This window comes from uncultured Treponema sp., assembly GCF_946187725.1.
Taxonomy (GTDB): domain Bacteria; phylum Spirochaetota; class Spirochaetia; order Treponematales; family Treponemataceae; genus Treponema_D.
This window is the reverse complement of sequence record NZ_CAMHSK010000052.1, coordinates 1-14,577: the sequence shown is the minus strand read 5'-3', so window position 1 is coordinate 14,577 and position 14,577 is coordinate 1. Positions and strand designations below refer to the sequence as shown.

Below are 14,577 nucleotides of genomic sequence, written 5' to 3'. Positions count from 1 at the left end.
CTTGTCTTTTTCCAGCAGTGAAAAAAGCTCATCATTTTCGTTTTTCATCTGGCCGCTGCCGAACGTAAGCTTAAATCATTCCTTTTGCATTTTATCTAAAATTCCTTCCAGTTCATACAGGTTCCTTATCGTAAAATCTGCTTCGTATTCTGCTGACGGAGCCTTTTGACTGGAAGCGATGCCTCTTTTTATCCGAATGCTTTTCATTCCCAGCTGCTTTGCGGGTTTTACGTCGTTGTCAATCCGGTCTCCTATCATCACGCTTTCAGAAGCCGAATCCCCGGACTTTTCCAGAGCCAGCTCAAAAATCCTGATGTCAGGCTTGTGCAGATTTTTTTCGCTGGAAGAAATCACAAGCTCCGGCTCAAAGTATTCTGCTATTCCAAGTTTTACCAGCCGGTCAAAAAGCCCCTTGCTTTGGTTTGCGATTATTCCCAGCCTGTATTTTTTGGAAAGACTTTTCAGAACAGCTTTTACCTCCGGGTAGAGGACTTCAAATTCCTCGCGGTAAGGCACCATTCTGGAAAGCTTGTGCTTGTCGATAACCGTCTGGAACTGAGGCTTAAAAGAATTTGTCGCTTCAAGGACATCATTCATTATGTCGGATGGAGTGAGGCCCAGGGCAAGTGCGTCTTTTTCTTCTGCCTGCTCCCTGCATCTCTGTCGCCAGACTGCATCTTCGTTTATGAGGGTATAACCCACGTCAAAAAATAGCGTTTTTATCATTTTTGTGATTTCATCCTATATACTTTCATTCTTTTATAAAAGACCCGATTTCAATCAAATTGCCGTCGGGGTCTGCCACATAAGAGGTGCGCTGTCCCCACGGCTCTGTGGTCGGCGGCATAACGGACTGTGCGCCGTTGGCCAAGGCGTTTTCGTATTCTTTATCCACAGCGGCGTATTTCGGAACATCACATATAATTAAAACGAGAAGTGCAATGAATGAAGATACCCGTCGTTGATTTTTTTCCTCAGATTATATAATATGATGTTGCTCACGCGGAGGGCGTGTCATTCAAATGGAAATGACAGGCTGGATAAGGTGCAGGTTGAAATACCTGAATTTTATCCAGCCTTTTTTGTTTTTGGAGGACTTATGTCTGAGACAACTTTGTTTACTTCCGGGAGAATTGCTCCCCGGCTTCTTCGTTTTGCGCTTCCAGTTCTTGGGGCTTTGTTTTTACAGTCTTTTTACGGTGCGGTTGATTTACTGATTGTAGGTCAGTTTGGAAATGCCTCTGATGTTTCTGCGGTTGCAACCGGAACTATGATGATGCAGACCATTACTTTTATAATCGTTGGTCTTGCCATGGGTACAACCATTCAGATGGGACAGGCTTTAGGGGCTGGTAAAAAAAAACTGGCTGCAGATATTGTCGGAACAAGCGTAATCTTTTTTGCTTTTCTTGCCCTTATTGTTACTGTATTGATGATTTTTCTCACCCGTCCCTTTGCTCTTCTTATGCAGACTCCAAAAGAAGCTTTTGATAAAACCTGTATGTACGTTCATATCTGTTCGGCAGGAACTGTTTTTATTACTGCCTACAATATGATGGGCGGAGTTTTCCGTGGAATGGGAGATTCAAAAACCCCGCTTCTTACAGTTTTTGTTGCCTGCATAATTAACATTTTTGGAGATCTTCTTTTTGTTGCCGTTTTTCACATGGCGGCAAGTGGGGCTGCTCTGGCTACTGTTATTGCACAGGCTTTGAGTGTTCTATTTTGTCTGATTATTGCAAAAAAACGAGGGCTTCCATTTACTTTTTCAAAAAAGAATATCCACTGGAAGGGAAATCTTGTGACTCTGGTAATCAAAACTGGTGCACCGATTTCCTTGCAGGACGGACTTGTTACTGTATCTTTCCTTGTGATAGCGGCAATCATCAACCGGCTTGGCTTGATTGCATCTGCGGGTGTAGGAGTAGCAGAACGTGTCTGCGGATTTATTATGCTTGTTCCTTCTGCATTTTCTCAGTCTTTGAGCGCATTTGTAGCCCAGAATATTGGAGCCGAAAAATATGACCGTGCAAAAAAAGCATTGCTGTATTCTATTGCGGCCTCTCTGGCTTGTGGTGTGATTATGGGCTATTTTGCCTTCTTCCACGGAAATCTTTTGGCTGCCATTTTCTCTAAAGACAAGGAAGTAATTTCAGCTGCCCATTCTTATCTTAAGGCCTACGCCATCGACACACTTTTTGTTTCATTTCTCTTTTGTTTTATCGGATATTTTAATGGATGCGGAAAAACTTCCTTTGTTATGATTCAGGGAATCGTGGGAGCTTTCGGTGTTCGTATTCCTGTTTCATATTTGATGAGCCGCACGGTGAATCCAACGCTTTTCAGAATCGGACTTGCAACACCGTCTTCAACTTTTGTGCAGATTACCTTGTGCGGGATTGTGTTTTTGATGTTGGAAAGGAAGAGAAAGAAAGGAATCATATAAATGAAACTATTTAAAGAACTGACTGGCCATGGACACTTTTTAATCCGTGATTGTCATGCTGGCATAAGTGTTCATCTGCTCAGGGATTCCCTTTGCGCAAATCTGGAAATAAAAGAGATTGTCAGTTACCCTGACTCAGCAATTCCTTTGCTCTCTTAAGAACTGGCACCTCTCTGTTTGCAACAAGCCTTCCAAGACTTGTGCATCTGCATTTTTCATATTCAGCTAAAGCTTCTTCATATTTTAATTTTAGAGTAGAAAGATGAAAATCTTCAATTTCATCTTTTGTTAAATGTTTTTCTCCAAAAGATACAATTTTGCATAGGAAATAGTTATTGATGTTATGTCTGTGAATCAGATTGTAGTAATCGCTGACAAGACCAATCTTGCAAAGCACTTCTACATCAACACCGAGTTCTTCATTAAGCTCTCGTCTGATGGCAGTGTCCAGATCTTCTCCTGATTCAACGCCACCGCCCGCAGTTTCAATAAGAGTTGCCTTACCAAAATCATCATCTCTGTTTGCTCTGACAAAATAGAAATTCTCTTCATCATCTACAACTATTGCGCGGGCAATCATTCTGTCATGATTAATTGTTGTAAGCGGCCATTCCTTATCTTCCAGATTAAGCAAAAGTTCTTCTTGATTCATTTTCCAGCTTTCCCGTCATGTGTTCAATTTAGAGCTCAAGGTTGTTTACGCACAGAATTCAGTTGCCTCATCATTTCAACCCTGCACACGGCATAAAACTTAACATTCACTTCCTCGTCTTCAATTGGAACGGCTACACGGCTTGTTTTTTTTAAGGCAGGAAGATGGTCTGCCTGTTCAGTGTAATCCGTTGCGAATGCTGGAAGTGTTGAATGTGCAATTATATCCCTCAGGTCTGTAATGTCATCCTGCTCAATAAACTTTGCATCGGGAATTGCATGCTTAACCGCATTGGACCAGAATCCAAGTTCTGAAAGCATTATGAAGGTTTCGCCTGCAAGTTCTTTGAGTTTTACAGATTTACGATTGGCCAGGCTGTGACTTTTTGGAAGCAATACTTTGAGATGTTCTTCAAAAATCTCTGTTGCAAAAAAGCGTTCGTCCGAGCGGTTAATTGTTGTGATTATAATTTGAGCCTTGTCTTTTTCCAGCAGTGAAAAAAGCTCATCATTTTCGTTTTTCATCTGGCCGGTTATTTTAGTCTTTGGAAAAGTCTTGTTAAACTTTTGAGTCAAAACATAAAGCGGCATTGGCGCAATTGAAGCAATTTTAATTTCCCTCGTCCGCTTGTAAAAATCAAGAAGCTCATTTTCCATCTCGTTCTGAAGCGCAAGAATTCGGCGGGCATAGTCCACGGCAAGTCGGCCGGTCTGATTCAGCGAGATTGTATTTTTAGTCCTGTCAAAAAGCCGCACCCCAAGAAGCTCTTCCAGTTTTTGAAGAGAACGCGTAAGTGACGGCTGGGTTACATTCACAATTTCACTTGCGGCAACAAGCGTTCCACTGTCCGCAAAGGCGACAAGATTTTGAAGGATGTAAGTTTCTATCATATTAGTATTTTAACATGAGTTTGCTATACGTGCAACGTATACTGCGATAAAAAAGTTTGATTGTTCAAATGGCGATTCCTTAGGTTATATTAAAAATCACAAGGAGCAAACAAATGGCAAAGACACTTATTCTTTATTTTTCAGTATACGATTCAACAAGGCATCTGGCAGAAGAAATCGCCCGTCAGACTGGCGGCGACCTTCTGGAAATTGAACCGGTAATTCCTTACGACAAAAACCGCGACCACTATGACGCGCTGGCAGCCTACGCTAAAAAGGAACACGACGAAGACCAACGTCCTGCAATCAAAAATGCAATTGACCTTTCTGACTACGACACTGTTTTTATCGGTTACCCGATGTGGTGGTACACCTTCCCCATGATTATCTACACGCTTTTTGACACCGTGGATTTTTCGGAAAAAACAGTCGTGCCTTTCAACACACATATGGGAAGCAGAGACGGCGGAACCTATAAAACCGTTCGTGAAAAGGCAAGGGGCGCAACCGTTCTTGAAGGTCTTCCTGTTTCTATGAAAGAAGCAGAAGACGGTGCCGGCAAGTCTGTAGAAAAGTGGCTTACAAAGCTTGGGCTTAAAAAATAAAATCTGGGCGCAACCGCCGACAAGCGGCGGTCGGGCTTTTCGCACTTCGCCGTCTTGCGCGGCTCATTCCTACGCTTACGCTTCGGAACTGCTTCGCAGGTGCTACAATCCCTTGCGCATCTTACACATAAATATCTGGAGGAAAAAATGAAAATCAAATCAATTTTTGCAGTGGCAATCATCACGCTTATCACGACAGGCGGACTTTTCGCTCAGAACACGAAAAACTCAAAAACGCTAGTTATGTATTTTAGCTGGAGTGGGACAACAGAAAAAATGGCAAAGATGATTTCTTCATCTACCGGCGGGGAACTCTTTAAGATTGAGCCGACAGAAGCCTACCCGACTTCATACAAAGACTGCGCCGACATCGTGAAGAAGGAGCTTGACGGTGGAAAAATCCGCACAGTAAAAGCCGCCCCCGACTTTTCAAAATACGACACGGTTTTTGTGGGCGTGCCTGTCTGGTGGCACACTGCTCCAACGCTGATGACGCATTTCCTTGAAGAACATGCAGCCGACCTTAAAGGCAAGACCGTCATTCCATTCTGCACGTATCAGGCTACTTACCGCGCGGAAACGCTTCAGGCAATTGTGGATGCAACTCCAACTGCCAGTCATAAGGAAAGCTACGGCACGACAAATCCAAAGCAGGCAGACATAGATGCATGGCTCAAAAAAATAGGAGTGGCAAAATGAAAAAAACAATTCTGACTTTATCACTGGCTCTTGCCCTCACAATGACGGCATCGGCTAAAACACTGGTCGCATACTTTTCCTTTCCCATTGACAGCGGAAAGGAAGCGTTGGACGCAACAAGCGGAGCCAGCGTGACAATCAAAGACGGAAGGCACTTTGGAAATGCCCAGTTCATCGCCATGACGGTCGCCGACACGCTTGGAGAAAGCGCAGACCTCTTTGAAATCGACACGGGCGACCACTATCCCCGTGACTACAAACAGATTTTCAACGCAACACAGAGCGAGCAGCGGAAAAATGTAAAACCAAAGCTCTTAAAGCGCGTTCAGAACATGGCGCAGTATGACAAAATCGTCATCGTCTGCCCGGTCTGGTGGTACAAAATGCCCCTCGCCGTGCAGGCCTTCCTTGACGAATACGATTTGAGCGGCAAAACGATTTATCTTTCCGTCACCCACGGAGGAAGCAGAAGCGCGGGAATAGAGCAAGAAATCGCCACCGCAGAACCAAAGGCCACCGTCAGCAAGAACATGCTGATTCTAAGCCACAGCGACACCGCAAAATCCGAGCAGAAAATAAAAGACTGGGCAAAGGGGTTGTAAAAGAGGAAGTGAAGGGTTGTAAAAAAGGCAAACTCTAAAAAGAATTCTCCTTAGAAATCACTTTTTCGGGTAAGTGGGGAATTTTTTCTGTTCTTATCTTACTGATTTTCCCAATCGCTTAAAGTATCATGGACAAGATTTTCTACAGTTTTTACAACGGCATGTTTCAATTCAGAAATCGCCTCAGATTGTAATGTCAGTTTTTGAGGAACAAAAAGACGGTACATTTCAACTTCAAGCACATTCGCAATTTTTGCTAAAGTCTTATCGCTAGGCCAAAGCCGTAAACCTTCTATCGAGTTAACCGTCTGCTCTGAAATTTCAGCCTTTTCCGCCAGTTCAAACTGCGACCAGCCCTTTATTTTCCGATATTTCTTGAGATTTTGACTTAATGTTTCCCTTAATTCTTGTGATTCCATGAGTTAAGTATATTTTGCATTGATAATTTCAATTTTTGAACTTATGTAAAATAAGCAAAATACCTTGTAACTTATTCTAAATAGGTTTGTTTTGTATTATGAGTAGGAATAGTTTTCCATTTTTGTACTTAAAATAAGTTATTTTGGGGAGGAGATGAATTTTATGAAAAAGAAATTGTTAATTTTGTCTTTTTTATTTATGACTTTTGCTGTATTTGCAGAAGAACCACCAATAGAAAGTGGCGGCTGGCATTGGGATTCAGGAGTAACACTAAACGGAAAATGGTTTTACGATGTTTCTGAATCTTACAAAGAGCAGGATGGTTGGGCTTATATTGAAGGTTTTGGAAAAATCCATTATTGGCTTTACGACACATACACATACCACGACGGCTACGGAAAATCCATCGTAGATAGATATGTTCCTGCATGGATTGAATCAATGGGATATGTAATTGACTTTGACCACATGCGACGAGTAAATCCAAACAAGGATTTAGCATCTTCTGTTAAGGCTCTGATGAAACAGAGAAACTGTGATGTAAGTGTTGCATTGATAACAAGAGACCCGGCATATCCTTATGTCGTTATAAACAATTATGATAAGGATTCAGATTCTTATTGGACTGATATTATTCCATTAATACGGTAATAAAAGGATTTTTAGAAATCTTTTTACATAAAAATCAAATTTAAGGAGAATTCCCATGAAAATGAAAAAAATCGGCTTGTTTTTAGTTGGCGCGTTACTTGCAACTTCTGTCTTTGCTCAGGCAGAAAAACAACCTGCGATTGAGGCGAAGGAAGAATTGAAGGCTCCAGTTTCAGAAGAAATGGCTTCAATTCAAACTGCATTCCAGCTTGCAGAATACGGCTACAAAAATGGTTCTGCATCATCATTACTTTGTGCTGCAGAAATCCTTGCACAAATTCCAAAACAGGAAATGAAAACAAAAGCAACCCAAGATGAATCTGGTGCAAAGGAATCTCAGTCAGAAAAGAAACAGTACACCGCAGAACAGTTGCTTGCTGATGGTAAAAAACTTGCAGGAAAAGACAAGACATTGCTTGCTTATGCAAAGACAGTTGAAAAATTGGTAAAGGCAGGAACTCGAGGTGCTTTCGGCGGACCAAAATATGATTTCAGTTATGTTTACGGTAAGAGCAGAGCTTCATACTATAATGTCGGATTTGTAGCTGGACGATATGCAGAAGTAGATATTTATTCTACGGACGGTGCTGATTTGGACTTGTATATTTATGATTCAAATTGGAATCTCATTGATAAAGACACCTCGTATAGTTCAAGCGCATGGTGCAGTTTCGTTCCTAGATGGGATGGAAATTTTCATATTGTAGTTGTAAATAACTCAAGATATTGCTCTTGGTTTGAGTTGTACACTAATTAAAACTTCATATTTTCAGCCTTGTGGTTCATATAACTGCAAGGCTGATTTCTTATAGAGGCTGTTATGAGCAAGAATAAACGAAATGCAAAACATGTGACAAAAGAAGAAGAATATCTCAATCTTTTTCCAGATGATAAATCGTCTGAAACAGAGCGGATGCGTTCTCGTGCATTAAAGGAAGCTCTCGATATCAGAAAATTTGAGATTGATTTGTATTGGAAGCGAACAGGTTTCTTTTGGGCTTTCATAACTGTTATTTATGCAGCCTTGTTCGCAGTCCTTTGTAAATATGCAGATTGTCCCGTTACTTATTCTTTTTTTGTCCCTGTAATTTCTGTTTTATCAGGGCTTGGCTTTTTCTTTTCCGTTGCCTGGCACATGGTAAACAAGGGTTCTAAATTCTGGCAGAAGAATTGGGAACAGAATGTTTCTTTGCTTGAAAGAAGCGAAATCGGACCTTTGTATGAGGTGTTCTTGAATCCGAAGACAACAGGAAGCCGTTGGAACCCCACAAAAGAGTTTGACTTTTCTGTAACAAAAGTAAATATGTGGGCAAGCACATTGATATCAATTCTTTCTCTTTGCGTATGTGGAGGTATCATTTATTACTTGATAAAAAATTCTGCAAACATATTTTTATCTTTAGCACCTGTAATTCTCATAGTTATATTCACAACTCTGATTTTCTTATTTCAGCAAGGAAATAAAAATATAGAAATTATCAACAACCAAAATGACGAACTTAATATGATTCAAGTTCATTAAAATTTGGAGAAAACCATGAAATCTAGGAAATCTATTTTTATATCTGCAATTTTCTTTTTTATCGCTCATACCTTCGTATTTTCTCAAAATTCAAAATCAACTTTTCAAATAGCAAACGATTATTTTGACAAATGTGATTATATAAATGCTGTTACTTACTACGAAAAGAATTTGCCGGATGATAAATCAATTTATGGCATAAATCATATTTACATAGGTAATGATTATTTCTTAATTGGAGTATGTTACTCAAAAATCGGAGAATACAATAAAGCAATTTATAACTTGAAAAAGGCTTTGGAAGTTTTTGAATCGTCAAAAATACACTCAAACAAATCAATAACAGAAACAAAAGACAATGCAGCAAAGTTTGCCTCAGATACCGCCCTAGAAATAGGCAATGTTTACGAGGCTATTGGCGAATTTAAAAATGCTCTAACATATTTTAAAAAGGAACTTTCAATAAATTTAAAAATTTATGGCGACAAACATATAAAAACATCTAATGCTTACAGAGATGTCGGCTACATGGAATTGCAATGTGGCAATTTTAATGAATCAATTCAAAAATTTACAAGAGCGGCAGAAATAAGACAACTTGTCGCAGGTGAAAATTCTTTGGAATTTGCAGAAAGCTTAATAGATTTAGCTGAGGCTTATACTGCTACAAAAAATTATACAAGTGCCTTTGAGAATTTACAAAGAACCGAAAAAATTTACAATTCTCTCCTACAGCCGAATAATATAAGTTTTGCATATTTATACCAAAGTTTTGCAGACTATTACAGGCAAATCACAAATATAAATCAGTCGCTGAATTATGGATACAAGGCCATTGCAATTTTTGATGAGAACTATGGAGAGAATAATCCCGCATCCATTGCAGTTTATTTAGCGGAAATAGAAAAATGCTATGCCTTACTGGGGGATGATTCTCGTGCCCTTGCAATTCTTCTGAAAGGCAAAGACTATTATGAAAAGAATTCGCATCAAAATTTAGCAAATGTTCTGTCAAGTATAAGTGAAGTCTACAGTAATAAAGGTGATTATGAAAATGCCATTTTTTACTGCCAAAAGTCTATGGAAACAAGTAAGAAGTATTGGGGCGAAAAAACGCCTGGCATGGCAGATTTGTATCATTCGATGGGGCTGATTTATGGCTTAAAAAAAGAATATGAAATAGCTTTATCGTTTTATAAAAAATCATTGGATTTATATATTGAATTGCAAATGGAAGACACAGAAGAAATATTATCCGTATGTGGTAGTATTGCAACTGCGTATTTCTGTCTTGATGATTATGAAAAGTCTGAATACTTTCAAACCGAAGTCTGTAAACGGGCTCATGCGCTAGGTTATACAGGAACAGAAGCGACCGCTTATTATTCGCTTGGAGTTCTATATAAAAATCCTAATTTTCAGAATATAAAAAAATCTGCTGAATGTTTTAGAAAAAGTTTTGAATTGCGGAGGAACACGGTATTTTACGATAGCACAATAAATAGCGCGATGAGAGCTTTTTATATAACCGTCGGGCTGAAATCTTTTTCAAATGAAACAGATTTCTTCCAAGAAATGATTTCTCTTGCAACAGACACAACGGAACGCGCTCGTCTTGATATGGCATCAAAAAAATCTGATATTCTAAAAGAAATCCTTCCTATTTATTATTACGCTGTTGACTTTGAGGCAAAGAACAACAATCCAACAAAGGCTTTTGAATATTCAGAAATGCTCCGTAGCCGTGGATTTCTTGACCAGATTGGACTTGAGCGAGCTTTATCCCTTGATGGCGTAACAAATTCTGAACGCGAACAGATAAAGGAACTTACAGCGCAAATATCTATTGCAAGAAAAGAAATAGAAGCGCAAAGCAATTTGAGTATAAATGAACGTGATTCTGAAAGAATGTCACAGGCAGAAAAAACTATTTCTGCGGCTGAAAATGAGCTTTCAAAACTCGATGACAAAATCGCAAAGCGACTTCCATCCTATGCCCTGCTCCGCAATCCGCAGACGGCAAAGGTGAAGGACGCTCAGAAGTGGTGCGGTAAAAATCGCGCGATTCTTGAATATGTGATGTGGAATTCAGAAATTCTTGATGACTGCGAAATTTTAAAAGAACAAAATACACGAAAATGTGCCGATGAAATAAAATTCTCGTCCTATTGCCTTGTAGTTACGAACAAAAAAATCACAGCAGTTCCTTTAGATTCATCTTATGATTACAATTCTGCAATCAGTTCTTTGCGGGAAGCGATAACGCACCGCCCTATAAAGTCCGAAGTAACTTTTGAAATGCAGAGAAATGAACTATATGAAAAACTTATTCAACCTGTTTTGCCATATATTAAAGGCATAAAAGATGTGCTTATTGTTCCAGACGGAAATTTATCGTTTTTGCCGTTTGACATATTGCGAGAAGATTCTGATTCAGCTGACTTCGGTAAGAAATACTCAATAGGAGTATCTCCTTCCGTTTCTGTAAGCATGATTGCTGATAAAGTAAAATCCAGTTCAACTGATGCCTTGCTGTTCGGTGGCGCATGGTACGACAAATCCCTTTCCGAGGAAGAACATAATCAGACATTGAGGGGAAACGGAAATCGCGGAAAAGACAGAGGTTTTGCTGCTGTTGAAAGACAAACAAATCTGTCTGTGGAAGATTTGCAGAATATTCTAAAAAATGAAGGCTCCAAACAATATTTTGAGCAGAAAAAAATGAACTGGCATGATTTACCCGGAACAATTGTTGAGGTTGAAACACTGCAAAAAGCAATATTTTCCAAGGCACAAGTAGAATCCCAAAAAATGGCGAGCGAGGCAACATTAAAAAAGATTTCAAAAGATGGCTTGCTTTCAAAATATGCAACTGTGCATTTTGCCTGTCACGGATATTTTGATTCAGATTTAAGCGAAATGTCCAGTGTCCTTTTTTCAGAAGTTTCGGGAAAACTTACCGAATCCGACGATGACGGCTATCTGACAATCGGAGAGGCAGCAACCTTAAATCTGAGTGCACAGATGGTCTGCCTCTCTGCCTGTCAGACAGGACTAGGAGAAATCAAAAAGGGTGAAGGTATGGTCGGACTGTCTCGCGCTTTTATGGTCGCTGGTTCTAGAAATGTCGGTGTAACTCTCTGGAGCGTTGATGATGAAGCGACGGCTGAATTCATGTCACGAATGTACAAGAAAGTTAAAGGCGGAATGTCATATTCAGAAGCATATCGCAAAGTGAAAAATGAATTCCGCAATAGTGATGAATATAGCCATCCATACTATTGGGCGGCGTTTGTAGTGTATGAATAATTTTTGGAGGTAGCATAATGAAAATGAAAAACGCAAAAATTCTTATAGCAGTGCTGTTGGCACTTTTATCTTCTGCGGCACTTTCTGCACAAGATTTTACAACAAAAACATTATATCGCACAGGAGTATATGGTCAGACTTTTGAACTAATAGAACTCAGCGATGACGAAGGCTGCATTTTATGCCTTTTTATGACAGACAACAAAAACAGTAACAAATCAGGCGTAACATTTTATGATTCTGAATTGCCAACCGCTTACTATATTTTTTCAAAATACATCACAAATTCGAAAGAGTATTCAAAAACGGTCGATGCCTGCAAAGAGTTTTTTGATGTCAGCATGAATTTGATTTATCTTGCAGATATGAAAGACATTTGTGATATAGCACCTTGCTGTGAACTGGAAGGCTACAGTGTGAAGCAATTTGAAAATGGGGAAAAATATATTCATATTGAATATGACTGCGAGGATTTAGAATTGCTGTTTAAAATCGCTTCAATGTATAATGCAAAAGGCAGGGCTTATGTCCTTGAAAAATATGCGGAATAAAAATCTTCAATCGATTTATTCCGCACTCATCAATCTGACAAATTCTTCAGGACTAATCACCGGTACAGGAGCGTTCTTAAAGTCATTAACATTATTAGTGATGATATAATCAACTGCGGAATACAAAGCACATTCATTTTGAAGGGAGTCCTCAAAGTCCGTAAACAATGTTTTTTAAGCATTTTTCTTAAAATGCAATTCTCATGGGATTTTTTTTAACCACCTGAATTAATCTAAAAAATTTTGATGTATTTCAACTCTTCCATAGGGCGTATGGTAGACATGATTAATATTTACATTTTTATATGTGGCATTCAATGTTGAAATAATTCCTGGATAATTCCATTCTTTTTGCTCATATCCAAGTAATTCTAAATATTCTGCAAATTTGAGAGCCCATTGTTCCATTTGTTCTAAAGATGTATGCAAATCTGGCAGGCTGAATCCATACATTTTTGCAATTTGAATGAAACTCATATGATAACCACCATTTGGCTCCCTGTTTTTTTCATAGGAAGCCTGCAATTTTTCATATTTACATCCATAATAACAATTAATCTTTTTATCAAGCAGAAATAATCGTATAAAATATTCAGGATATTTATTTTTGAAAAAAACTTTTGATTGCATATGATCAACATGAAAATCAAATGGGATGTTATCAATTGCAAAATATTCCTTTAGATATTTTTTGAATGCCGCTCTATACCTTGTGTATGTGCTGCTTACCCATATTTTAGGGAAGTTCTTATTTTTTTTGGTTATCAGAAAAACTTTATTTTTGTCAGTATGTTCCAAATACGAAATTGTCCAATTATATTCATGAGAATGACGGTAAAGTCTTTCTTTTGTTGTTGCAACAAGAGTTTCTGCCATATTTTGGCACAATTCATGCTTTGTATATTGTTCCTGAAGAGTTATAAAATCATTCAATGTCATAAATCATTTTCTACATATCATCAACCAATAAAATATTGGCTTCAGAAACTTGTTTTAATTGAGCGTCATTTGTAAGAAAAATGTCACAGTTATAATATATGCTTGTTGCAATGTGAATTGCATCCATTCCTTTTAGACCTTTGTATTTGGCTCTGAGTTTTGCGGCTGTTTTTGTTATTGCACGATTCGGTTCTATTATCTGAAAATAAAAATCTTTTAAAAAAGTTTCATACGCCTTTACCTTTTCGTCGGATTCCATTCTGTATGGGAAAACAAGATATTCTGCATCTGTTATTGTAGAAGTAAGATAAAAATCATCTTCATTCTGATGATTGCATATAAATGCTAACATTTTATCCGAAAAAGGCTTTTCGTCATCAAGAAAATAAATTATAGGAGTAGTATCAAAATATATCTTGCTCATGCTTCTTCTCTGAGTTGGCGGATATAATCTACGGTCGAAATACCATCTGGAACAGACTTTTTTGAACCGTCCATATAAGACTTAATTTCAGAAATAGAACGATGTGGTCGCACAGGTACATAATCATCTAAAAGAGTTATTATTACTTTTTGATTTGTTTTTACAGCTATGTTTCCTTCCGTAACATATCCGTTACCGTCATAATAACCGTTTACTGAAAGCATGGTTCCACCTCCATTTATGAAGATGTTTATATTATACCACGAAATCAGATTTTTTGTGAATTATTTGAATGATTTGTAAAGTTCAGAAGGAAGTTTAAAGGGCAGGTGTGAGAGAAAATAAAAAGGCCTAATTAAGCGACGAAAATATTTGTGTTTGTAGAAAATGGTTTAGGAAAAAATGCGTTAGCGCTGGGAGCACCGCCGAAGGCGTTCTGTAGCGAACGAAGAGAGCGGAAGAATGAGCGTAAGCGAAGTGCGGACATAGCGACCCGAAGGCATGGGATTGCCGTGTCTAAACACGGCAATGACAGACCGAAGGGGAACGCCCTGTATCCTGCTATGTCTGCTATGCGCAAGCCGCAAGAGCGGCGCGATAAATAATTTCCTCTCATGCAAACGAGCGAAGCGAGTATGCGCACGGCGAATGAGCCTTATGGCTCGTTCTGTAAGGAAATTATTAACTAATGCGCTATGCGCATAACGAATACCGCATTACGAAAGTTTTATTGTACAAAAGGTCTGTCTGCACGCTACTCTTATTTTAGAAAACAATTTACTTTTAGGAGGCCTAAAATGGAATATAAGACTTTATCAAACGGAATTAAAATGCCACAACTTGGCTATGGTGTGTATCAGGTGACAA

General features: G+C 38.8%; 16 protein-coding genes and 1 pseudogene. 9 read left to right on the top strand and 8 right to left on the bottom strand.

The features are described 5' to 3' along the window. Positions 1 to 75: 75 nt before the first annotated feature. A complete protein-coding gene (locus Q0Q74_RS13120) occupies positions 76 to 726 on the bottom strand; it encodes an HAD family hydrolase (protein ID WP_294431561.1) in 651 nt (216 codons plus the stop codon). Positions 727 to 751: 25 nt separating this feature from the next. After that, positions 752 to 904, bottom strand: a pseudogene (locus tag Q0Q74_RS13115) (VOC family protein); the annotation flags it as partial. Between the two features lie 195 nt (positions 905 to 1,099). On the opposite strand from Q0Q74_RS13115, the gene Q0Q74_RS13110 reads away from it, so the two are divergent. Next, positions 1,100 to 2,446 (top strand): MATE family efflux transporter, encoded by a 1,347-nt coding sequence (locus tag Q0Q74_RS13110; RefSeq protein ID WP_294431558.1) that lies wholly within the window; start codon positions 1,100 to 1,102, stop codon positions 2,444 to 2,446. Between the two features lie 121 nt (positions 2,447 to 2,567). On the opposite strand, the gene Q0Q74_RS13105 is transcribed toward Q0Q74_RS13110, so the two are convergent. Continuing rightward, positions 2,568 to 3,098 (bottom strand): NUDIX domain-containing protein, encoded by a 531-nt coding sequence (locus tag Q0Q74_RS13105; RefSeq protein ID WP_294431555.1) that lies wholly within the window; start codon positions 3,096 to 3,098, stop codon positions 2,568 to 2,570. 35 nt (positions 3,099 to 3,133) lie between these two features. Beyond that, positions 3,134 to 3,988 carry a LysR family transcriptional regulator gene (locus tag Q0Q74_RS13100; protein WP_294431553.1) on the bottom strand — a complete coding sequence of 285 codons (855 nt, stop codon included), beginning with the start codon at positions 3,986 to 3,988 and terminating at the stop codon, positions 3,134 to 3,136. A gap of 113 nt (positions 3,989 to 4,101) precedes the next feature. Here Q0Q74_RS13100 and Q0Q74_RS13095 point away from each other — a divergent pair, with 113 nt between their 5' ends. The 3 genes from Q0Q74_RS13095 to Q0Q74_RS13085 all read left to right on the top strand — a co-directional run bounded on the left by Q0Q74_RS13095 (position 4,102) and on the right by Q0Q74_RS13085 (position 5,894). Then, positions 4,102 to 4,593 (top strand): flavodoxin, encoded by a 492-nt coding sequence (locus tag Q0Q74_RS13095; protein WP_294431551.1) that lies wholly within the window; start codon positions 4,102 to 4,104, stop codon positions 4,591 to 4,593. 147 nt (positions 4,594 to 4,740) lie between these two features. Next, positions 4,741 to 5,292, top strand: a complete 552-nt coding sequence (locus Q0Q74_RS13090) for a flavodoxin (RefSeq protein WP_294431550.1) — start codon at positions 4,741 to 4,743, stop codon at positions 5,290 to 5,292. Next, positions 5,289 to 5,894, top strand: coding sequence for a flavodoxin (locus tag Q0Q74_RS13085; RefSeq protein ID WP_294431548.1), 606 nt, complete (start codon positions 5,289 to 5,291; stop codon positions 5,892 to 5,894). The genes Q0Q74_RS13090 and Q0Q74_RS13085 overlap by 4 nt, the downstream gene beginning before the upstream one ends. Positions 5,895 to 5,992: 98 nt before the next feature. Here the strand turns inward: Q0Q74_RS13085 and Q0Q74_RS13080 are convergent, their stop codons facing one another. Next, positions 5,993 to 6,313: a helix-turn-helix transcriptional regulator gene (locus Q0Q74_RS13080; protein ID WP_294431546.1), complete on the bottom strand. Its 321-nt coding sequence runs from the start codon at positions 6,311 to 6,313 to the stop codon at positions 5,993 to 5,995. A gap of 163 nt (positions 6,314 to 6,476) precedes the next feature. Between Q0Q74_RS13080 and Q0Q74_RS13075 the strand changes: the two genes are divergently transcribed. The 5 genes from Q0Q74_RS13075 (at position 6,477) to Q0Q74_RS13055 (ending at position 12,347) form a co-directional block, all read left to right on the top strand. Next, positions 6,477 to 6,965, top strand: coding sequence for a hypothetical protein (locus tag Q0Q74_RS13075; RefSeq protein WP_294431544.1), 489 nt, complete (start codon positions 6,477 to 6,479; stop codon positions 6,963 to 6,965). 55 nt (positions 6,966 to 7,020) lie between these two features. Further along, positions 7,021 to 7,722: a hypothetical protein gene (locus Q0Q74_RS13070; protein ID WP_294431541.1), complete on the top strand. Its 702-nt coding sequence runs from the start codon at positions 7,021 to 7,023 to the stop codon at positions 7,720 to 7,722. A 93-nt stretch (positions 7,723 to 7,815) separates the two neighbouring features. Beyond that, positions 7,816 to 8,487, top strand: coding sequence for a hypothetical protein (locus Q0Q74_RS13065; RefSeq protein WP_294431539.1), 672 nt, complete (start codon positions 7,816 to 7,818; stop codon positions 8,485 to 8,487). Between the two features lie 15 nt (positions 8,488 to 8,502). After that, a complete protein-coding gene (locus Q0Q74_RS13060) occupies positions 8,503 to 11,796 on the top strand; it encodes a CHAT domain-containing protein (protein ID WP_294431537.1) in 3,294 nt (1,097 codons plus the stop codon). A gap of 17 nt (positions 11,797 to 11,813) precedes the next feature. Beyond that, entirely contained in the window at positions 11,814 to 12,347 is a 534-nt protein-coding gene (locus Q0Q74_RS13055) for a hypothetical protein (RefSeq protein ID WP_294431534.1), read from the top strand. A gap of 228 nt (positions 12,348 to 12,575) precedes the next feature. Here Q0Q74_RS13055 and Q0Q74_RS13050 read toward each other — a convergent pair whose 3' ends face one another. The 3 genes from Q0Q74_RS13050 to Q0Q74_RS13040 are packed head-to-tail and all read right to left on the bottom strand — an operon-like array spanning position 12,576 to position 13,934. Further along, positions 12,576 to 13,286, bottom strand: a complete 711-nt coding sequence (locus Q0Q74_RS13050; RefSeq protein ID WP_294431531.1) for a hypothetical protein — start codon at positions 13,284 to 13,286, stop codon at positions 12,576 to 12,578. A 10-nt stretch (positions 13,287 to 13,296) separates the two neighbouring features. Continuing rightward, positions 13,297 to 13,710, bottom strand: a complete 414-nt coding sequence (locus Q0Q74_RS13045; protein ID WP_294431529.1) for a PIN domain-containing protein — start codon at positions 13,708 to 13,710, stop codon at positions 13,297 to 13,299. Continuing rightward, the gene (locus Q0Q74_RS13040) at positions 13,707 to 13,934 is read right to left on the bottom strand and encodes a hypothetical protein (protein ID WP_294431525.1); all 228 of its coding nucleotides are present in this window, start codon (positions 13,932 to 13,934) and stop codon (positions 13,707 to 13,709) included. Before Q0Q74_RS13040 ends, Q0Q74_RS13045 begins: the two co-directional genes overlap by 4 nt. Between the last annotated feature and the right edge of the window lie 643 nt (positions 13,935 to 14,577).

Bases quoted from the DNA above. Each gene is read 5' to 3' on its own strand.
- Q0Q74_RS13120 (WP_294431561.1), bottom strand. From the start codon at position 726: ATGATAAAAACGCTATTTTTTGACGTGGGTTATACCCTCATAAACGAA.
- Q0Q74_RS13060 (WP_294431537.1), top strand. From the start codon at position 8,503: ATGAAATCTAGGAAATCTATTTTTATATCTGCAATTTTCTTTTTTATC.
- Q0Q74_RS13085 (WP_294431548.1), top strand. From the start codon at position 5,289: ATGAAAAAAACAATTCTGACTTTATCACTGGCTCTTGCCCTCACAATG.
- Q0Q74_RS13055 (WP_294431534.1), top strand. From the start codon at position 11,814: ATGAAAATGAAAAACGCAAAAATTCTTATAGCAGTGCTGTTGGCACTT.
- Q0Q74_RS13050 (WP_294431531.1), bottom strand. From the start codon at position 13,286: ATGACATTGAATGATTTTATAACTCTTCAGGAACAATATACAAAGCAT.
- Q0Q74_RS13070 (WP_294431541.1), top strand. From the start codon at position 7,021: ATGAAAATGAAAAAAATCGGCTTGTTTTTAGTTGGCGCGTTACTTGCA.
- Q0Q74_RS13095 (WP_294431551.1), top strand. From the start codon at position 4,102: ATGGCAAAGACACTTATTCTTTATTTTTCAGTATACGATTCAACAAGG.
- Q0Q74_RS13110 (WP_294431558.1), top strand. From the start codon at position 1,100: ATGTCTGAGACAACTTTGTTTACTTCCGGGAGAATTGCTCCCCGGCTT.
- Q0Q74_RS13100 (WP_294431553.1), bottom strand. From the start codon at position 3,988: ATGATAGAAACTTACATCCTTCAAAATCTTGTCGCCTTTGCGGACAGT.
- Q0Q74_RS13040 (WP_294431525.1), bottom strand. From the start codon at position 13,934: ATGCTTTCAGTAAACGGTTATTATGACGGTAACGGATATGTTACGGAA.
- Q0Q74_RS13105 (WP_294431555.1), bottom strand. From the start codon at position 3,098: ATGAATCAAGAAGAACTTTTGCTTAATCTGGAAGATAAGGAATGGCCG.
- Q0Q74_RS13075 (WP_294431544.1), top strand. From the start codon at position 6,477: ATGAAAAAGAAATTGTTAATTTTGTCTTTTTTATTTATGACTTTTGCT.
- Q0Q74_RS13080 (WP_294431546.1), bottom strand. From the start codon at position 6,313: ATGGAATCACAAGAATTAAGGGAAACATTAAGTCAAAATCTCAAGAAA.
- Q0Q74_RS13090 (WP_294431550.1), top strand. From the start codon at position 4,741: ATGAAAATCAAATCAATTTTTGCAGTGGCAATCATCACGCTTATCACG.
- Q0Q74_RS13045 (WP_294431529.1), bottom strand. From the start codon at position 13,710: ATGAGCAAGATATATTTTGATACTACTCCTATAATTTATTTTCTTGAT.